Origin of the sequence: Stenotrophomonas sp. TD3 (genome assembly GCF_001939825.1) — a bacterium.
Taxonomy (GTDB): Bacteria; Pseudomonadota; Gammaproteobacteria; order Xanthomonadales; family Xanthomonadaceae; genus Stenotrophomonas.
The window spans coordinates 3,444,670-3,464,433 of record NZ_MOYM01000001.1; the positions used below are offsets into that span (position 1 = coordinate 3,444,670).

The 19,764-nt window shown below is 67.5% G+C and carries 16 protein-coding genes; 11 read left to right on the plus strand and 5 right to left on the minus strand.

Going from position 1 to position 19,764, the window contains the following annotated elements; translation table 11 throughout:
* Nucleotides 1-177: 177 nt before the first annotated feature.
* Complete coding sequence (cysK, locus tag BKE09_RS16015; protein ID WP_075676391.1) at nucleotides 178-1,137, minus strand: cysteine synthase A; 960 nt, start codon at nucleotides 1,135-1,137, stop codon at nucleotides 178-180.
* 208 nt (nucleotides 1,138-1,345) lie between these two features.
* Here cysK and BKE09_RS16020 point away from each other — a divergent pair, with 208 nt between their 5' ends.
* The 10 genes from BKE09_RS16020 to BKE09_RS16070 all read left to right on the plus strand — a co-directional run bounded on the left by BKE09_RS16020 (nucleotide 1,346) and on the right by BKE09_RS16070 (nucleotide 15,881).
* Nucleotides 1,346-2,329 (plus strand): LysR family transcriptional regulator, encoded by a 984-nt coding sequence (locus tag BKE09_RS16020; protein ID WP_010481448.1) that lies wholly within the window; start codon nucleotides 1,346-1,348, stop codon nucleotides 2,327-2,329.
* Nucleotides 2,330-2,961: 632 nt separating this feature from the next.
* Nucleotides 2,962-3,393, plus strand: coding sequence for a DUF2946 domain-containing protein (locus BKE09_RS16030; RefSeq protein WP_075676393.1), 432 nt, complete (start codon nucleotides 2,962-2,964; stop codon nucleotides 3,391-3,393).
* 72 nt (nucleotides 3,394-3,465) lie between these two features.
* Nucleotides 3,466-5,529: a TonB-dependent copper receptor gene (locus tag BKE09_RS16035; RefSeq protein ID WP_075676394.1), complete on the plus strand. Its 2,064-nt coding sequence runs from the start codon at nucleotides 3,466-3,468 to the stop codon at nucleotides 5,527-5,529.
* Nucleotides 5,530-5,800: 271 nt separating this feature from the next.
* Nucleotides 5,801-6,907, plus strand: coding sequence for an efflux RND transporter periplasmic adaptor subunit (locus BKE09_RS16040; RefSeq protein ID WP_014038290.1), 1,107 nt, complete (start codon nucleotides 5,801-5,803; stop codon nucleotides 6,905-6,907).
* Nucleotides 6,904-10,029 (plus strand): efflux RND transporter permease subunit, encoded by a 3,126-nt coding sequence (locus BKE09_RS16045; RefSeq protein WP_075676395.1) that lies wholly within the window; start codon nucleotides 6,904-6,906, stop codon nucleotides 10,027-10,029. Before BKE09_RS16040 ends, BKE09_RS16045 begins: the two co-directional genes overlap by 4 nt.
* A complete protein-coding gene (locus tag BKE09_RS16050) occupies nucleotides 10,022-10,606 on the plus strand; it encodes a GNAT family protein (RefSeq protein ID WP_075676396.1) in 585 nt (194 codons plus the stop codon). The genes BKE09_RS16045 and BKE09_RS16050 overlap by 8 nt, the downstream gene beginning before the upstream one ends.
* A 214-nt stretch (nucleotides 10,607-10,820) precedes the next feature.
* Nucleotides 10,821-12,332 carry an alanine/glycine:cation symporter family protein gene (locus tag BKE09_RS16055; RefSeq protein ID WP_075676397.1) on the plus strand — a complete coding sequence of 504 codons (1,512 nt, stop codon included), beginning with the start codon at nucleotides 10,821-10,823 and terminating at the stop codon, nucleotides 12,330-12,332.
* Nucleotides 12,333-13,169 carry a TrmH family RNA methyltransferase gene (locus BKE09_RS16060; RefSeq protein WP_075676398.1) on the plus strand — a complete coding sequence of 279 codons (837 nt, stop codon included), beginning with the start codon at nucleotides 12,333-12,335 and terminating at the stop codon, nucleotides 13,167-13,169. It abuts the gene before it with no gap.
* 257 nt (nucleotides 13,170-13,426) lie between these two features.
* Complete coding sequence (locus tag BKE09_RS16065) at nucleotides 13,427-14,419, plus strand: hypothetical protein (RefSeq protein WP_075676399.1); 993 nt, start codon at nucleotides 13,427-13,429, stop codon at nucleotides 14,417-14,419.
* A gap of 10 nt (nucleotides 14,420-14,429) precedes the next feature.
* Nucleotides 14,430-15,881, plus strand: coding sequence for an alanine/glycine:cation symporter family protein (locus BKE09_RS16070; RefSeq protein ID WP_075676400.1), 1,452 nt, complete (start codon nucleotides 14,430-14,432; stop codon nucleotides 15,879-15,881).
* A gap of 60 nt (nucleotides 15,882-15,941) precedes the next feature.
* Here BKE09_RS16070 and BKE09_RS16075 read toward each other — a convergent pair whose 3' ends face one another.
* The 4 genes from BKE09_RS16075 to BKE09_RS16090 form a co-directional block, all read right to left on the minus strand.
* On the minus strand, nucleotides 15,942-17,363 hold the full coding sequence (locus tag BKE09_RS16075) for a M28 family peptidase (RefSeq protein ID WP_075676401.1): 1,422 nt from the start codon (nucleotides 17,361-17,363) through the stop codon (nucleotides 15,942-15,944).
* 225 nt (nucleotides 17,364-17,588) lie between these two features.
* Nucleotides 17,589-17,993: a large-conductance mechanosensitive channel protein MscL gene (gene mscL, locus BKE09_RS16080; protein ID WP_014038282.1), complete on the minus strand. Its 405-nt coding sequence runs from the start codon at nucleotides 17,991-17,993 to the stop codon at nucleotides 17,589-17,591.
* 55 nt (nucleotides 17,994-18,048) lie between these two features.
* A complete protein-coding gene (locus BKE09_RS16085) occupies nucleotides 18,049-18,765 on the minus strand; it encodes a fumarylacetoacetate hydrolase family protein (RefSeq protein WP_075676402.1) in 717 nt (238 codons plus the stop codon).
* A gap of 75 nt (nucleotides 18,766-18,840) precedes the next feature.
* Nucleotides 18,841-19,122, minus strand: a complete 282-nt coding sequence (locus BKE09_RS16090) for a hypothetical protein (RefSeq protein WP_005410817.1) — start codon at nucleotides 19,120-19,122, stop codon at nucleotides 18,841-18,843.
* Nucleotides 19,123-19,300: 178 nt separating this feature from the next.
* Between BKE09_RS16090 and BKE09_RS16095 the strand changes: the two genes are divergently transcribed.
* Nucleotides 19,301-19,636, plus strand: coding sequence for a Rieske (2Fe-2S) protein (locus BKE09_RS16095; RefSeq protein WP_012511947.1), 336 nt, complete (start codon nucleotides 19,301-19,303; stop codon nucleotides 19,634-19,636).
* The last annotated feature ends 128 nt before the right edge of the window (nucleotides 19,637-19,764 follow it).

The following is a 19,764-nucleotide window of genomic DNA, read 5'->3' on the forward strand; positions in this document are numbered from 1 at the left end:
CTCACGCGCTGCGATCCGACGGCCTTCACGCACGATGGCGGGCGACGCCTTCACGCAGGCTGAAGCGGAAGGGGGTCAGATCCTTTTCCGCGCGAAAAGGCTCTGACCCCCGTGTTCCAGGGTGAACTGGCAGGGTCAGAGCCCTTTCCCGACGGGAAAGGGATCCGACCCTGTGGATCACGGCAGGCCGGCCAGCCAGTCGTCGTCGGAGCCTTCGTTCACATCGGCGAAAAGCGGCGTGGAGAAATAGCGTTCACCGGTGTCCGGCAGCATCGCCAGGATCACCGAGCCCGGTTCAGCGCGCGCGGCCACGTCCAGCGCACTGGCGACGGTGGCGCCGGCGGAGATGCCGACGAAGATGCCTTCCTCGGCGGCCAGGCGGCGCGCGGTGGCGATCGCGCGGTCATCTTCGACCGAGACCAGTTCGTCCACCACATCGCGGTTGAGCACATCCGGCACGAAGTCCGGCGTCCAGCCCTGGATCTTGTGCGGCTTCCAGTCATCGCCCTTGAGCAGGGCGGCGCCGGCCGGCTCGGTGGCGATGATGCGGGTCTGCGGGCGCGCGACCTTCAGCACTTCGCCAACACCGGTGAGCGTGCCGCCAGTGCCCCAGCCGCTGACGAAATAGTCCAGCCGCCTGCCGGCGAAGTCGCGCAGGATTTCCGCGGCGGTGGTGTTGCGGTGATAGGCCGGGTTGGCCGGGTTGGCGAACTGGCTGGCCAGGAACCAGCCGTGCTGTTCGGCCAGCTCGGCTGCCTTGCGCACCATGCCGCTGCCGCGCTCGGCGGCCGGGGTCAGGATCACCTTGGCACCATAGGCGCGCATCAACTTGCGGCGCTCGACCGAGAAGGTCTCGACCATGGTCGCCACGAACTTGTAGCCACGCGCGGCGGCGACCATCGCCAGTGCCACGCCGGTGTTGCCCGAGGTGGCCTCCACGATAGTGTCGCCCGGCTTGAGCAGGCCACGCGCTTCGGCGTCGAGGATGATCGCCAGCGCCAGGCGGTCCTTCACCGATCCACCCGGGTTGAATGACTCGACCTTGGCGTAGACGCTGACCTGTGGCGGTGCCAGACGCTGCAGCCTGACGATGGGGGTGTTGCCGACGGTATCGAGGATGGAGTCGTACAGGGCCATGGAAGCGCTCCGGAAACGGGGCCGCGCCGGGCTTCGGCGGGCGAAGGGGGGAGGGCTGGCTGTTCAGGCCAGCGGCTGCCGGCTGACCGTAGCGCCGGCATATGACGCCCGGAAATGACCAGATACCTTTCTTAAACAACCTTTGGTTATAAGCTGGTGACGGCAATTGACCCTAGAGTGGACCTCCGCCCCACGCCGCCTGCCTCCCATGACGCTGACCCAGCTGCGCTACCTGGTTGCCATCGCCGACGCCGAGCTGAACATCACGCTGGCCGCCTCGCGCGTGCACGCCACCCAGCCCGGCCTGTCCAAGCAGCTCAAGCAGCTGGAGGATGAGCTGGGTTTCCTGTTGTTCGTGCGCAAGGGCCGCAGCCTGGAGTCGGTCACCCCGGCCGGCACCGAGGTGATCGCCCGCGCCCGTGCGGTGCTGGCCGAGGCCAACAACATCCGCACCTACGCGGCCAACCAGCGGCGCGAGAGCCAGGGCCAGCTGATCCTGACCACCACCCACACCCAGGCGCGCTTCGTGCTGCCGCCGGCGGTGGCGGCGATCAAGCAGGCGTATCCGCAGGTGAGCGTGCACCTGCAGCAGGCCGGTGAAGCCGACGCGCTGGATCGCTTGAACCAGGGCGATGCCGATATTGCGATCATCAGCACCGCTGGCGGTGAGCCCACCGATGGCATTGCCGTGCCGCTGTTCCGCTGGCGGCGGCTGGTGGTGGTACCGAAGGGCCACCCGCTGGACCGCGCCGGGCGTGCACCGGACCTGGCCGCGCTGGCCCGGCAACCATTGATCAGCTACGAATCCTCGACCCGCCCGAATTCGTCGTTGCAGCGCGCCTTCGCCGCCAATGGGCTGGTGCCGGATCTGGCACTGACCGCGCTTGATGCCGATCTGATCAAGACCTATGTGCGAACCGGCCTGGGTGTGGGCCTGCTGGCCGAAATGGCGGTCAGTTCCAACGACGAAGACCTGAGATCGTGGCCAGCGCCGGACCCGATCAGCGAGTGCATTGCATGGGCAGTGCTGCCGCGCGACCGCGTGCTGCGTGATTACGCGCTGGAGCTGGTGCACGTGCTGGCACCGCAGATTGATCCGCGCGACCTGCGGCGGGTGCTGGATGGCAACCAGGCGGCCGCGTGGCCGGTGCCACCGACCTGGGAGTCGCTGACCCAGACCATCACGGTGTGAGGTGGGTCGAGCAGGGCTGCGCCCTGCACCTGCGGTAGTGCCGGCCGCTGGCCGGCAATCTCAGCAGCAACATCAACATCAAATGCGGGTTTCCTGTGGGATGGCGGGGCGGTGTGGGCAGGCAGGACACGCCGTAAACCCATCCATGGGGGCTCGATGGCGCCATCCATGGCGCCAACGGTCCTGCCTGCCCACACCGCCCCACCTCTGACAGATTCCGATGGCTGTTGGTAGGGTCGACCTTGGTCGACACGGTAGATCCACGCCATGCGTGGATGAAATCTGTCAGATATCGAAATACATCTGGGGTCAGATCCGTTTTCCGAAGGAAAACGGATCTGACCCCGAGCGTCGTTCCGACAGATCGCGGAAAACTGTCGAAGGCGGGGTGGGTCCGGTTGCGGGAGTGTCCGCGGCATGGATGCCGCGGCCAAGCCCCCATGGACGGGTTTACGGCGTCTCCCGCAACCGGACCCACCCCGCCTACCCACAGGAAGCCAGCTTCTGATGTTGCTTCGGCTCTTGCCGTGGACGTGGCCTCTGCGGGTGCAGGGCGCAGCCCTGCCGATAAACCCCCTCCTGCGACGGTTCGTCGCACAGGGCAACCCTGGACCCGGCTCTAAACTAACGGGGTGACCCGCCTGTCCCGCCCGCAGCGCCTCCTGCTCCAGCTCGCCGTCCTGGCTACGCTGCTGATGGTGCTTGCGCCACTGGTCAGCCGCGCGCTGCAGGCGCAGCCGATGGAGCACACCGCGATGGCCGGCATGGACCATGCCGCGATGGGCCATGACATGCACGACATGGCCATGGCCGGGCACGATCAGCACGGCACCGCGCCGGCAGAGCGCAGCCGCCCGGCCGACCCCCACGCCATGCACGGCGAAGCCTGCGAGTACTGCGTACTGGCAATGCGCCTGCTGCCGTGGCTGGCCGTGCTGGTGCTGCTGTTGCCGCTGCTGTGGCGGCCGCGGCTGGTATTCCCGTGGTCACAGCAGGTACTGCCCGCGCTGCGCTGGCCGGCGCATGCCGCGCGCGGGCCGCCGCGTTTCTCCATCGTTCGCTGATGTCCCTATCGAATCTGCCGCACGTCGCCTGACCGGGCGCCGTGCGCGCGTGCGTACCTTGGAGCTGTTCCGATGAAAATGACTTCCCGCCCCGCGGGCGCCTGTGCGCGCCTGCCGGTCGCCCTTGGCCTGGCCGTGGCCGCATCACTGGCCCACGCCGCGCCCGCCGAAGAGGCGCGCACCCTCGACACGCTGGTGGTGACCGCCGCCGCACCGTCCTCGCCGCTGCACTGGGTGACCGACCCACGCCTGCCGCGGCAGCCGGTGCCCGCCAGTGATGGCGCCGATTACCTGAAGACCGTCCCCGGTTTTTCCGCCATCCGCAACGGTGGCACCAACGGTGACCCGGTGCTGCGCGGCATGTTCGGTTCGCGCCTGAACATCCTCAGCAATGATGGCAACCTGATCGGTGCCTGCCCGTCGCGCATGGACAATCCGTTGTCCTACATCGCGCCGGAAAGCTTCGATCGATTGACCATCATCAAGGGCCCGCAGAGCGTGCGCTGGGGGGCAGGTGCCTCGGCCGGCACCGTGCGCTTCGAGCGCGATACACCGCGCTTCGAAGAGCCGGGCCTGCGTGCCGATGCCAGTGCGCTGGTCGGTTCGCGCAACCGCAACGACCAGGTGCTGGACCTGACCCTGGGCAATCCGACCGGTTACCTGCGCGCCAGTGGCAACCGTTCCGAAGCCGATGACTACAAGGACGGCCACGGCGATGTGGTGCCATCGAAGTGGCGCAAGTGGAACGGTGACGTGGCCATCGGCTGGACGCCGGATGCCGACACGCTGCTGGAAATTTCTGCCGGTGCCGGTGATGCCATCGCACGCTACGCGGGACGCGGCATGGACGGGGCTGCGTTCGAACGCACCAGCTATGCCGCGCGCTTCGAGAAGCGCAACCTGCCGGGGGCGTGGGACACGGTGCAGGCCAACGTGTACTACAACGAGGCCGACCACGTGATGGACAACTACACGCTGCGCACACCGAACCCGAACAGCATGATGCCGATGCCCATGGCGTCGAACGTGGATCGCCGTACCCAGGGCGGCCGGGTCAGTTCCGAGTGGCGCTGGCAGGACGTGCAGCTGGTGGCGGGCGTGGATGGCGAAGACAGCCGCCATCGCGGGCGCATGGGCATGGGTCGCGGCACCTATCGCCAGGCGGCGTGGGAGACCGATGCCAACTTCCGTCGCTATGGCGTGTTCACCGAGTTGACCCTCGGTGCCGGTACCGACCAGCGCTGGATCAGCGGCCTGCGCATTGATCGCGCCAGCGTGCGCGACGAGCGGCAGTCGATCCGCGGAATGATGGGCAACATGCCCAATCCGACCGCGGGCCAGCGTCGCAAGGAATGGCTCGGCAGTGGTTTCCTGCGCTACGAGCAGGATCTGGCCGACGGCCTGACCTGGTATGCCGGCCTCGGCCACAGTGAACGCATGCCCGACTACTGGGAGCTGTTCTCGCCCAACCACGGCCCGGCCGGTGCGGTGAACGCGTTTGCCGGTATCCAGCCCGAGCGCACCACCCAGCTCGACGTCGGCCTGCAGTACAAGGGGCCGCGCGTGCAGGCGTGGGTCTCGGCGTATGCCGGGCAGATCCAGGACTACATCCTGTTCACCTACCACGGCAGCGGCATGATGGGCATGAGCCAGGCCAGCAATGTCGACGCGCGCATTGCCGGTGCCGAGGCGGGGCTGGAAGTGAGCGTGGCCGAACAGTGGAAGCTGGGTGGCACGCTGGCCTATGCCTGGGGCGAGAACCGCGACCAGCAGCGTCCGCTGCCGCAGATGCCGCCGCTGGAAGCGCGCTTGAGTGCGAACTGGGAAGGCCAGCGCTGGAGTGCCGGTGCGCTGCTGCGCGCGGTGACCCACCAGCATCGTGTCGCAGATGGCCAGGGCAATGTCGTCGCGCAGGACCTTGGACCGAGCGCTGGCTTTGCCACCTTCGCGCTCAATGCCGCGTACCGTTTCAGTTCGCAGCTGCAGCTCAGCGCAGGTGTCGACAACCTGTTCGACCGTGCCTACAGCGAGCACCTGAATCTGGCGGGCAGCGCCGACTTCGGCTTCCCCGCCGATCCGGTGCGCATCAATGAGCCGGGGCGCAGCGTCTGGATGAAGCTGAATTACCGGTACTGAGGCAACGGGCAAAAAAACGGGGCCGGATCCCCGCCAGGATCCGTCCCCGCCCGACGCCCTCCGTCGGGCAGATTCGACTCTACGATGACGGCCCGGGCGGTGCACGGCTGGATACACCCCGACACACGCCGACACCGCCCGTGGCAGCCTTGCACGGAACGGGTTCAAGGCGCTATCGCGGCCTTGGTTCCACGCCGGTAAACGCTTGGCACATACCGCTTTTATGGGCACTTGCCTACACTCGGCGGCCGTGGATCAATCAGGACCGTTCATGTTGGCTCGTATCGCTTCGACCCTGGCCCTTGGCCTCAGCCTGGCCGTGCTGGCCGGGTGCGCAGGCAAACAGGAGGCCGCCGCACGTCGGCAGGGAGAAGCGGTGCCGGTCACCGCGCAGGTCGTGCAGTCCCGCCAGTGGAGCGACACCCTGCAGGCGCTGGGCACGGCCAAGGCGCGCGAATCGATCAGCGTGACCGCCAAGGTCAGCGAGATCGTCGAGAAAGTGCATTTCGAGAGCGGCCAGCACATTGCGGCCGGCGCGCCGATCGTGACCCTGCGCGGCCAGGCCCAGGAGGCCGCGCTGGTGCAGGCGCAGGCCACCTTCCACGAGGCCGACCAGCTGTACAAGCGCCAGCGTGAGCTGGCCACGCAGCGGCTGGTGTCGAGTGCCACGCTGGATACGCAGAAGTCGATCCGCGATGCCGCCGAAGCGCGCGTGGCGCAGATGCAGTCGGACATCGGTGACCGCCGCGTGCGTGCGCCGTTCGCCGGTGTGCTCGGCATCCGCCAGGTCAGCCCGGGCACGCTGCTGACGCCGACCACGGTGATCGCCACGCTCGACGACATCGAGCACATGCACATCGATTTCCAGGTGCCGGAAGTGGAGCTGGCCGCACTGGGCGTCGGTGACAAGGTCAGTGCCACCAGCGTGGCGTGGCCCGGCCGCACCTTCGAGGGCGTGGTCAGCACCATCGATGCGCGCATCGATCCGGCCACCCGTGCGGTGACGGTGCGCGCCGATTTCGCCAACGGCGACCATGCGCTGCGCCCGGGCATGCTGCTGGACGTGCGCCTGTTCCGCCCCGAGCGCCCGGCGCTGGTGATTCCGGAAATCGCCGTGGTGCAGGTCGGCCGCGATACCTACGTGTATCGCATCACCGCAGACGACAGCGTCGAGCGCGTGGACGTGGTGACCGGCGCGCGCCGTGCCGGCGTGGTCGAGATCAGGCAGGGCCTGGAAGCGGGCCAGCGCATCGTGGTCGATGGCACCGGCAAGCTGCGTCCCGGCCTGAAGGTTGCGGCGAAGGATGCGGCACCGGCCAGTGGTGCAAAGCCCGCTGATGCACCGGCACCGGTCGCGGCCGAGGGCCACGGCGGATGAAGCTGTCCGACATCTCCATCCAGCGGCCGGTGTTCGCCGTGGTGATGAGCCTGTTGCTGCTGGTGCTGGGCGTGATGTCCTTCACCCGCCTGACCCTGCGTGAACTGCCGGCCATCGATCCGCCGATCGTTTCGGTGTCGGTGGACTACACCGGCGCCTCGGCGGCGGTCATCGAAAGCCGCATCACCCAGGTGCTGGAAGATGCGCTGGCCGGCATCGAAGGCATCGATACGATCAACGCGCGCAGCACCAATGGCCGTTCGCAGGTCAGCATCGAGTTCACCTCCAACCGCGATATCGAAGCGGCGGCCAACGACGTGCGCGACGCGGTCAGCCGCGTTGCCGACCGCATGCCGGAAGAAGCGCGGCCGCCGGAGATCGCCAAGGTCGAAAGCGATGCCGACCCGATCATCTGGTTCAACATGGTCTCCTCGACCATGGACACGCTGGAGCTGAGCGACTACGCCGACCGCTACGTGGTCGATCGCTTCTCCAGCCTTGATGGCGTGGCCCAGGTCCGCATCGGCGGCCGCCAGCGCTATGCGATGCGGATCTGGTTGGACCGTGACCAGCTGGCCGCACGCGGCCTGACCACCGGCGACGTGGAAACCGCGCTGCGCAACGAGAACGTGGAGCTGCCGGCCGGCCGCATCGAGTCGACCGACCGCGATTTCACCCTGCGCGTGGAGCGCAACTACATCAAGCCCGAAGACTTCGCGACCATCCCGCTGGGCAAGGGCCGCGACGGCTACGTGGTGCGCATGGGCGACGTGGCGAAGATCGAGCTGGCTTCGGCCGAACGCCGCGCGTACTACCGCAGCAACGGCGAGCCGGGTATCGGCCTGGGCATCGTCAAGACCTCCACCGCCAACTCGCTGGACGTGGCGCGCACCGCGCGCGCTGAAGCCGAGCGGGTGGCGCTGACCCTGCCCAAGGGCACGCAGATCTTCGTCGCCTTCGACAACACCACTTTCATCGAAGCGGCGGTGGACCGCGTCTACGCCACGCTGGTGGAGGCGATGATCCTGGTACTGGCGGTGATCTGGCTGTTCCTCGGCAGTTTCCGCGCCGCGTTGATCCCGGCGGTGACGGTGCCGGTCTGCCTGGTCGCGGCATTCATCGCGCTGTATGCGTTCGACTTCTCGATCAACCTGCTGACCCTGCTTGCCCTGGTGCTGTGCATCGGCCTGGTGGTGGACGATGCGATCGTGGTGGTGGAGAACGTGCAGCGCCGCATCGACCTGGGTGAGCCACCGCTGGTGGCCTCCAAGCGCGGCACCGCGCAGGTCGCCTTCGCGGTGATCGCCACCACCGCCGTGCTGGTGGCGGTGTTCCTGCCGGTCGGCTTCCTGGAAGGCAACACCGGGCGCCTGTTCCGCGAACTGGCAGTGGCGCTGGCCGCCGCGGTGGCGTTGTCCGCATTCGTGGCGCTCACACTGACGCCGATGATGGCCTCCAAGCTGCTCAAGCCGCACACCGGGCAGGCGCCGCGGGGCCTGCACGGCTTCATCAACCGCAACCTGGAACGCCTCGCGGGTGCCTATGGGCGGGTGCTCGATCACCATGTCGACCGCACCTGGATCTACCTGCTGGTGATGGTGGCCGCGCTGGCCGCCAGCTGGGGCCTGCTCAAGCTGCTGCCGTCGGAGCTGGCGCCGGCCGAAGACCGCGGTTCGTTCCAGATCATGATCGACGGCCCGGAAGGCGCCGGCTACGACTACACCGTGCAGCAGGTGCAGCAGGTGGAAGCGCTGCTGGCACCCCATGTCGGCCCGGACAAGCCGATCGTGCGTGCCAACCCGCGCGTGCCCGGTGGCTTCGGTGCCAGCGAAGAGATGCATACCGGCCGCGTCAGCATCTTCCTGCAGCCGTGGCGCCAGCGCAGCGAGGGCACGCCGGCGGTGGCCAATGAACTGCAGAAGGAACTGGACACCATCCGTGGCGTGCGCGTGCGTACCCAGGTCGGTGGCGGCCTGGTGCGCAGTGGCGGGCAGCCGTTCCAGATCGTGCTGGGCGGGCCGGAATACGCGGAGATCGCGCAGTGGCGCGACCGCATCCTGCTGCGCATGGCCGACAACCCCGGCCTGGTCGGCCCGGACTCGGACTACAAGGAAACCCGGCCGCAGATGCGGGTGAACATCGACCGCCAGCGTGCGGCCGACCTCGGCGTGCCGGTCACCGCGATCGGTTCGGCGCTGGAAACCATGATGGGCTCGCGTCGCGTCACCACCTTCGTCGACAACGGCGAGGAATACGACGTGCTGGTGCAGGCCGGTCGTGACGGTCGCGCCAGCCCGGCCGACCTGGCCGCGATCCGCGTGCGCGCCACTTCCGGCGAGCTGGTGCCGCTGTCCAACCTGGTCACGCTGAGTGAAGTGGCCGAGGCCGGCACGCTGAACCGCTTCAACCGTCTGCGCTCGATCACCATCAGTGCCGGCCTGGCGCCGGGCTATCCGCTGGGCGAGGCCATTGCCTGGGCACAGAACGTGGCCCAGGAAGAACTGCCGCAGTACGCGCAGGTGAACTGGAAGGGCGAATCGCGCGAGTACCAGAGCGCAGGTGGCGCCGTGCTGCTGACCTTCGCCATGGCCCTGCTGGTGGTGTACCTGGTGCTGGCTGCGCAGTTCGAGAGCTTCATTCATCCGCTGACCATCATGCTGACCGTGCCACTGGGCGTGCTCGGTGCGCTGGTCGGGTTGTGGGTGAGTGGCGGTACGGTGAACCTGTTCAGCCAGATCGGCATCGTGATGCTGGTCGGCCTGGCCGCGAAGAACGGCATCCTCATCGTCGAATTCGCCAACCAGCTGCGCGACGACGGCCGTAGCGTGCGCGAGGCGATCATCGAATCGGCGATGGTGCGACTGCGCCCGATCCTGATGACTTCGATCGCCACCGTGGTCGGCGCCATTCCGCTGGTGGTGGCCGGTGGCCCCGGTTCGGCCAGCCGTGGCACGATCGGCATCGTGATCATCTTCGGCGTAACCCTCTCGACCTTCCTGTCGCTGTTCGTGGTGCCGGCGTTCTACGCGCGGCTGGCCCCGTACACCCGTTCGCCGGAAGCGGTGAAGCGGGAGCTGGAGAAGCAGGAAGCGGAATCGCCGTCGGTGGGCGGTCATGCCTGACCGGCCTGCCGACGGGGGCGAATCCCTTTCCCAAGGGGAAAGGGCTCTGATCCCAGACCTGCAGGGCGACGGTTTCCTCCTGCGTCCCTGGCGCCCGGACGACCTGGAATCCCTGCTGCGCCACGCCAACGACGCCGAGGTGTCGCGCGGCCTGCGCGACCGCTTCCCGTATCCATACGCGCGCGAGGATGGCGAGGCCTTCCTCGCCGGCCGCGTGCTGGCCCCGGGCACCCTGAACCTGGCCATCGAGATTGACGGCCAGGCCTGCGGCAGCGTCGGTGCCCAGCAGGGCGTGGCCGAGCGCGGACACATGGCCGAGCTGGGCTACTGGTTGGGCCAGGCCTACTGGGGCCAAGGAGTGATGACCCGGGTGGTCGGCCTGTTCGCCCCCTGGGTGATGGACGAACTCCGCCTGTTCAGGCTGCAGGCCGGGGTGGTCGACTTCAATCTCGGCTCGGCCCGGGTGCTGGAGAAGAACGGCTTCCAGGAGGAGGGCGTGGACCGCTGTGCGGTCTACAAGCGCGGCGCGCTGCACGACCTGCGCCGTTTTGCCCGGGTGCGCACGCAGCTGCCCTGAACAGGCGCGGGGTCGGATCCCTTTTCGCCAGAAAAGGGCTCTGACCCCCAACCCGCCAAACGGTAGAACCGGGGTCAGAGCCCCTGCGCGCTGCGCAAGGGATCCGACCCCATCCTTCTGGCGCTACCGCAGCGGCCTTCGATCAGGGAGAATCGGTCAGGTCCCTTCCAGCCGACGGGACGTCCTTACAACCCGCCGACTGGAGAGAGCGCGCGTGGAAGCAACCGTACACTTCATCAACAGCATCATCTGGAGCAAGGCACTGATCTTCGTGTGCCTGGGCGCCGGCCTGTTCTTCAGCCTGCGCACGCGCTTCATGCAGATCCGCGGCTTCCTCGAAATGTGCCGCCTCACCGTCAAGGGTGAGAAATCCGACGCCGGTGTGTCTTCCTTCCAGGCCCTGGCCATGTCGATGGCCGGCCGCATGGGCATCGGCAACATCGCCGGCGTGGCCACCGCCATCGCCTTCGGCGGCCCCGGTGCGATCTTCTGGATGTGGGTGATGGGCTTCCTCGGCGCGTCCACCTCGTACGTGGAATGCACCCTGGCGCAGATCTACAAGACCAAGGACGCCGAAGGCCGTTACCGCGGTGGCCCGGCGTACTACATCGAAAAGGCCATGGGCCTGAAGTGGTACGCGCTGCTCTTCGCCATCGCCACGATCATCGCCGCTGGCTTCCTGATGCCGGGCGTGCAGGCCAACGCCATCGCCGACAGCATCATCAATGCCTGCCGCGGCACCGCGCTGTGCGGCCCGCTCGATGGCCAGGCCTTCGGCATGGAATCGGTGCAGGCGCTGAAGCTGGCTATCGGCATCGTGGTGGCGCTGCTGCTGGGCGTGGTGATCTTCGGCGGCGTCAAGCGCATCGCCAACTTCGCCGAAGTGGTGGTGCCGTTCATGGCGGCGGCCTTCATCCTGACCGCCATCGTCATCATGATCATCAACTATGATCGCGTGCCGGAGATGTTCGGCATCATCTTCAGCAGTGCCTTCGGTACCCACGCCGCGTTCGGCGCGATGATGGGCCTGGCGGTGGAGTGGGGCATCAAGCGCGGCATCTACGCCAACGAGGCCGGCCAGGGCTCGGGCCCGCATGCGGCGGCCGCCTCGGAAGTCTCGCACCCGGCCAAGCAGGGCTACGTGCAGGCCTTCGCCATCTACTTCGACACCATGATGGTGTGCACCGCCACCGCGTTCCTGATCCTGGCCAGCGGCACCTACAATGTGTATTCGCCAGCAGGCGCCGGCGCCCCGCCGATCTTCCAGGGCCTGGCTGGCATTCCGGAAGGCGCGGGCTACGCCCAGGCCGGCGTGGAAGCGGTGCTGCCGGGCTGGGGTTCGGCGTTCGTGTCCATCGCCATCTTCTTCTTCGCCTTCACCACCATCATGGCCTATTACTACATGGCCGAAACCAATCTGACCTACGTCAACCACAACAAGAAGCGCCCGTTGACCGTGCTGGTGCTGCGCCTGGGCATCATCGCCATGGTGGTGTTCGGCGCGTTCCATAATGCAACCCTGGCCTGGGCGCTGGGTGACATCGGCGTCGGCCTGATGGCCTGGTTGAACATCATCGCCATCCTCATCATCCAGAAGCCGGCGATGCTGGCCCTGCGTGACTACGAACGACAGAAGAAGCTGGGCCTGGATCCGGTGTTCGACCCTGATGCCCTGGGCATCAAGAACGCCGATTTCTGGCGCCAGCGCAAGCAGGAGAGTGTGTAAGTGAACAACCCTTGGAACAACCGCCGCCCGTCCGCCCGTCCGCCGCGCGCAACGCCGTTGCCGCGCCCGGAGGTGCCGGCAACGGGCGGTGGCGGGCGTGGTGGCAGCGACGAGCTGCGCCTGTACGGCCTGAATGCCGTGCTGGCCGCGTTCGAAGCGCGGCCGCAGGCGCTGCGCAAGCTGTACCTGCTGGAGGCGCGCATTCCGCGCCTGCAGCCGCTGCTGAAGTGGTGCGTGGCCAACCGCGTGGGGTACCGCGTGGTTGAAGACGGCGATCTGAACAAGCTTGCCGGCACTACCCATCACGAAGGCGTGGTGGCCGATGTGCTGCGTGCGCCGGCACTGCCGCTGGCGCAGTGGCTGGAGCAGGTCGGCGACGGCCCGGCGCTGGCGCTGTGGCTGGATGGCGTGGGCAACCCGCACAACCTCGGTGCGATCCTGCGCTCGGCCGCGCACTTCGGCGCCAAGGCGCTGTTGCTGCCGGCCGGCAGCACGCTGGCGCTGTCCGGTGCCGCCGCGCGCGTGGCCGAGGGTGGTGCCGAAGCGGTGCCGCTGGTGCAGCTGCCGGAGACCGCCCAGGCGATGGCGCAGCTGCGTGCGGCCGGCTTCGGCCTGGCGGCGACTCTGGTGGAAGGCGGTGACGACGTGTTCCGCACTTCGCTGCCGGCCCGCCTGGTGTATGTGATGGGCGCCGAGGGCGAGGGCATGGACCGCTGCCTGGCGGGTGCGTGCGACCTGCAGGTCTCGATTCCCGGCAGCGGCGCGGTGGAGAGCCTGAACGTGGCCTCGGCCACGGCGGTGCTGCTGGCGCAGTGGGCGAGCCGTCGCGGCGATTGACGCCGCTGTTTCATTGCGCGGTGACTCCGAACCCGGCCCTCGTGGCCGGGTTTTTTGCGCGGATCCTGCAAGACGTCAGCATGATCACGCGGATCGCACGCGGGATGCCGCCTGCAAAGCGTGTTGATTGCGACCGATCACGATGCATCAAGCATGCTTGATGCACGCGTACGCACTTTTAGAATTTGTCTCATTGTTGAGCCGCATCCTGCATCGCACGGTGGACGTCCATCCAACGTCGAACAGGAGTGGTTCCCATGCATCGAATCCAACCCAACGCGATGCGCGCATCCCTGCTGCTGGTGCTGTGCGCGCTTGCGGCCCCCGTGGTGCAGGCCGAAGAGCGCAGCCTGGACGGCGTCAACTTCACCGGGCCGTTGATCACCCCCAACCCGGCCGGCCTGCCGCAGGGCAACTGGTACATCGAACCCTATCTGGTGCGGGTCGACAGCCGCGCCCACTACGACAACAACGGTGATCGCCGCCGCAGCGCCGAGCGCAGTGGTGCGTGGGCGACCGTGGTGCCGATCATCTACGGCTTCAGCGACCGCGTGATGGGCCAGGTCAATCTCAGTGCATCGCGCTCGGAGTCCGGCAGTGCGCGCAGCAGCGGCTTCCGTGCCGGTGACACCACCGCGCGGCTGCAGTACCTGCTGCAGGCGCCGAATGCCGATGGCACCCGTCCGGCCGTCTCGGTCGCGCTGGTGCAGCGTTTCAGCACCGGCAGCCATGATCGCATCACCGGCAATCCGCTCGATGCGCAGGGCGACGGCGTGCAGCGCACCACCGCAGCGTTGGGCGTGCAGCAGGTGGTATGGCTGGGCAATGACCGCCCCGTGCGCTGGCGCGCCCAGCTCAGTGCCGGGCCGGCACCGTCGCGCACCGCCATTTCCGGCGCCAGCGTCTACGGCACCGATGACAGCTTCCAGGGACATATCTCCCGCGGGTCGGTGCTGGGCCTGTCTGTCGGCGCCGAGTACAGCTTCAATTCGCGCTGGGTGGGCGTGATGGAGGTGGCCGCCAGCCGCGAGACCGGCCAGCGCCTGAGCGGCTTCGCACGCAACAGCAGCGGTGCGATCGAACGGATCGAAGAGCATCGCCCGGCCAGCCGCAGCGTCACCCTGGCGCCGGCCGTGGAGTACCACTTCAGCCCGTCACTGGGCCTGATCGCGGGCGTGGAGTTCAGCGTGGCCGGCCGCAACACCAGCCGCATCATCAGCCCCCAGGTCGCCCTGGGCATGTTCTTCTGAGGGGCCGCCGATGAACATCGAATCCCTCGTCAACGCGATCCTTGGCGTCGTCTGGAGCCCCTATCTGGTGGTGCTGTGCCTGCTCACCGGCCTGTACTTCAGCGTGCGCACGCGCTTCATCCAGTTGCGGGCATTGCCCGACATGCTGCGCCTGATGTTCCGCCATGAGCGCTCGGATGCCGGCGTCTCGCCGTTCCAGGCGTTGTCGCTTTCGCTGTCCAGCCGCGTGGGTGTCGGCAACATCGCCGGCGTCGCCATGGCCATCGCCTTCGGTGGCCCCGGCGCGATCTTCTGGATGTGGATCGTTGCCTTCCTCGGTGCGTCCAGTGCCTTCATCGAATCCACGCTGGCGCAGATCTACAAGGATCGCGATGCCAAGGGCCAGTATCGCGGCGGCCCGGCCTACTACATCGAAAAAGGCCTCGGCCAGCGCTGGTATGCAGTGCTGTTCGCACTGGTGACCGTACTGGCCGGCGCGATGCTGGCTGGCACGCAGTCCAACGCGATCACCAGTGCGGTGAACGAAGCCTGGGATGTGCCGGTGATGACCACCACCGCCGTCCTGCTGGTGGTGCTGGGTGCCATCCTCATCGGCGGTGTGCGGCGCATCGCGCGCGTGGACGAATGGGTGGTGCCGCTGATGGCGGTGGCGTATCTGCTGGTGGCGGCGCTGGTGATGGTGCTCAATGCAGAGAAAGTGCCGGAGGTGATCATGCTGGTGCTGCGTAGCGCCTTCGGCGTGGATGCAGCGTTCGGCGCGATGATCGGCACCGCCATCCAGTGGGGCGTGCGTCGTGGCGTACTGTCCAACGAGGCCGGCATGGGCAGCGGCGCGCATCCGGCCGCCGCCGCTGAAGTTTCGCATCCGGTCAAGCAGGGTCTGGTGCAATCGTTCTCGGTCTACATCGACACGATGGTGGTGTGCAGCGCGACTGCCTTCCTGATCCTGTCCACCGGCCTGTACAACGTCTACGATCCGGCGGTGAACGGCATTCCGGATGAGGCGCGCCTGCTGCTGGGCAATCTGCCGGGTGTGGAAGCCGGGCCACGCTTCGTGCAGCACGCGGTGGAATCGGCGCTGCCGGGCTTCGGTCGTTCGTTCGTGGCGCTGGCGATCCTGCCGTTCGCGTTTACCACCATCCTGGCGCTGTACTACATGGCCGAGACCAACATCAGCTATCTGTGCCGCGATCGGCCGACGCCGTGGGCGATGGGCGGGTTCCAGCTGCTGTTCCTGGCGGCGACCGGCTACTCGGCGGTGAACAGTGCAACGGTGGCTTGGTCGCTGGGCGACATCGGCGTCGGCCTGATGAGCTGGTTGAACATCATCGCCATCCTGCTGCTGCAAAGGCCTGCCCTGGCCGCACTGCGCGATTACGAGGCGCAGAAGCGCAAGCAGCGTGATCCGCTGTTCAAGCCGCAGACGATCGGGGTAAGCAACACCCGGGTCTGGGAGAGCTAATACGATCAGGGGTCAGATCCCTCGCCAAGGGCGAGGGCTCTGACCCCCTGTGTCACCGCATCATTCGTTCGGCGGCGTGGTCGCCTTGGCTTCGCTGCCGAAGCTGCCGTCAGCCTCCGCGGCCAGATACGCGAACACGGTGTACGCGGCCACGTTCTGTGCCAGTGCCTTCGGGTCGATCTTGTCCAGCGTGTCGTCGGCGGTGTGGTGCAGGTGGAAGTAGTCCGAGCCATCCTGCGCCAGCCACGCCCACGCACCGCCCTTGGCGGCCAGCGGGCCGACGTCCGGGCCCGGGCCACCCTTGTCGGCCTGGTACTCGATGCCCAGCGGCTTCATCACTTCGGCAATCTGCTTCGTCGCTTCGCGCGAGCCTTCCGGGTTCGGCGAACCGGTATTGAACGCATAGATGCGGCCGGCACCGAAGTCGCTCTCGGCGGCCAGCTGGTGCAGGGCCACGTCCTTGGCGTGTGCCTCGGCATAGGCCTTGCCGCCGTACAGCCCCTGTTCCTCGTTGGCGAAGGCGATCACGCGGATGGTGCGCTTCGGCGCCTGCTTCAGCTGGCCGATCAGGTGGCCGGCGGCCATGGTGATGCCCACGCCCGCGCCGTCATCCACCGCGCCGGTGCCCAGGTCCCATGAATCCAGGTGACCACCGATCACCACCACTTCCTTCGGCAGGCTGCGACCGGTGATCTCGCCGATCACGTTGTACGAGGTGGCGGTGCCATCCCAGCCGCAATCCAGCGCCACCTTCACCGTGGTGCTGCCACGCGCCAGCAGGCGGGCCAGCTGGTCGGCATCGGGTACCGACAGCGCGGCCGACGGCACCGGCGTCAGGCCATCGTCGAAGCGGGTGATGCCGGTGTGCGGCACGCGGTGCGAGTCGGTGCCGGCCGAGCGCATCAGGAAGCCGACCGCGCCCTTGCGGATCGCCTCGGACGGGCCCTTGCTGCGGATCGCGCCGCCACGGCCGTAGTCGCGGCCATCGCGGAACGGCAGCATCTGGTAATCAACGAAGGCGATCTTGCCCTTCAGCGAACCCGCCGGTGCGGCCTGCAGCGCGGCCAGGTCGGCGAAGCGCACTACCTCGGCTTCCACGGTGCCGCCCGGGCTGCCGCCCAGTGCGGTGATCTGCAGCGGCTGCGGATTCTTGCCGGTCACGGCGGCGTGTTCACTGCGGCGCTCCCACTTCGGGAACGTCACCGGCTCCTTCCACACCTTGTCGAAGCCCAGGGCCTTGAACTTGGCTTCGGCCCAGGCCACGGCACGGGCGTCGGCTTCGCTGCCGGCGATGCGCGGGCCGATCTCGGTGGTCAGCGATTCGACCACCTTCCAGCCGGTGTCATCGGCCAGCGCCTGGTCGCGCAGCTGCGCGGCGGTCGCCAGCGAGGCGGGGGGCAGGGTGGTGGTGTGCGGCGCCGCGAAGGCCGGGCCGGCCAGCAGGGCGAGGGAGGATGCGATGGCAAGGAGGCGGCGACGCATGGACAACTCCGGGAAGGGACCTAAGCCTTGGAGCTTAACAGTCGTTCAGCCCGGCGCATGGGCGGGAGGTCATGGCTGGGGCGAACGCTGTTTTCCGCCATGTCCGGCAAAGCGAAAGCCCCGCCGGGGCGGGGCTTTCGTGCAGTCGCGGTAGTGCCGGCCGCTGGCCGGCTCCCGCATGTTCCGATGTTGCCGGCCAGCGGCCGGCACTACCGTTCTGCGACCTTACTTCTTCAGGCTGTCGCGGATCTCGCGCAGCAGCACCACTTCCTCGGCCGGTGCGGCCGGGGCGGCTTCCTGCTTGCGCGACAGGCGGTTGATCGCCTTGACCACGATGAAGATGGCGAAGGCCACGATCACGAACTGGATGATCGTATTGATGAAGTCGCCGTAGCCAACCACCACGGCCGGAATCTCCTTGCCATCAGGACCCAGGTGAGCCGGCGACAGGGTCCAGGCCAGGCTGGAGAAGTCCACGCGGCCGATCAGGTAGCCCAGCGGCGGCATGATGATCTTCTCGACCAGTGCGGTCACGATCTTGCCGAAGGCCGCGCCGATCACCACGCCGACGGCGAGGTCGATGACGTTGCCGCGCATCGCGAATTCCTTGAACTCGGTGAGCATTCCCATTGTTGTTTTTCTCCGGTGGGGGAAGTGGACAGCGCGCAGGGTAGCGCAGGTGATGTCAGCCGGCGATCACGCCGTGGCGCTCGGCCACGTTTTCCAAGCGGGCACTGAAGCGGTCGCCGGGCTTCAGTGCAGCCACCCCGGACGGGGTGCCCATGAACACCAGGTCGCCGGCACGCAGCTGCCACAGCTTGGACAGCTCATGCAGGATCTCCGGCACGTTCCAGATCATCTGGTCGAGCAGCGCCTGCTGGCGCACTTCGCCGTTGACCTCCAGCGACAGGTTCAGCGCGGCCAGGTCGCCGACTTCCTCGGCGTGGACGATCTCGCTGATCGGCGCGGAGGCATCGAAGCCCTTGGCCGCATCCCACGGGTGGCCCTTGTCCTTGGCGGCGGCCTGCAGGTCGCGGCGGGTCAGGTCCAGGCCGACGGCGTAGCCATAGACCAGTGCGTCGGCATCGGTCACCGCCAGCTCGCCGGCGGGCGCATCGCGGCCGATCGCCACCACCAGCTCCACTTCGTGGTGCAGGTTGGCAGTCGCCGGCGGGTAGGGGATGGCATCGTCGTGGCCGACCACGATCGCATCGGCCGGCTTGCTGAAGAACATCGGGCGGCCGCGGTCATCGGCCGCCGGCACTGCCGCGCCCATTTCGCGGGCGTGGTCGGCGAAGTTGCGGCCGACGCAGTAGATGCGGTGCACGGGGAAACTGCCGCCACCGGCTACCGGCACACGCGGCAGGGCTACGGCAGGGATCACATCGGAGACATCGGACATGCGGGCATCCAGGAAGGGCGTGCCCGCAGTCTAGAACGCATGGCGCCCGCCGTCAGCGGGCTCGCAACAGGTGGATCAGCGCGAGGCCGGCAACACCGGCTTGCGCACCACGCGGTACTCGCCTTCGACCACGGTCGGGTCGACCGGACGGGCGACGCCCGGCTTGCGCGAGGCCAGCAGCTTCCACGCCAGGCCGACCAGGATCATTGCCGCACCGACGAACACACCGATGAACACCATCGCGGCCAGGATCGCCAAGCCAAGCAGGCCCACGGCAACGCGCACCAGCGGGTGGCGCGGCTTGCGCGGCGCGAACAGGGTGCGGAACTGGTTGAAGGCGGATGCGCGATTGAACATGGCGGCTCGATAGGCTGGGATCAGCGAAACCAGAGTATCGGGACGCGCCACTGTCATTGAGTGAAAAACTCGTTAAATATAGCCTGTGCTTATTACGGATCAATGACTTGTGTTCATGTCGCAGCCAGTCACCTGAGTGGGCGTGCGACAATGCGGGTTTACTGTCCGAGCCTTCGCCATGACTGCCGCTGCTGCCCTGATCGCCCTTGATGCCATTGCCGATGGCGCGTTTGCCGAGGTCGAAGCGGTGGTCGATGGCGATGCCGAATCGCTGGTGCTGTACCGCGACGGCGCGCAGGTGCGCGCGTTCCTGAACATCTGCCCGCACGCCGGCCGCCGCCTGGACTGGGCCCCGGGCCAGTTCCTGAAGAGCCGCGAGGGCCACCTGGTGTGCGCCGCGCATGGCGCCTCGTTCGCGCTGGACAGTGGCGACTGCATCGCAGGCCCGTGCAAGGGCGACCGCCTGCGCGCAGTGCCGGTGGACGTGCGTGATGGGCAGGTCTATCTGGCCTGAGGCCAGAAGCAGTCGAGCACGGCTCGACTCTACAAATGCCGTGTCGACCAAGGTCGACAGCTACCAGAGTGAGATCCGTGCCGACCAACGGTCGGCACCCACCACCAGCCGCGTGAAACTGTCGAAGG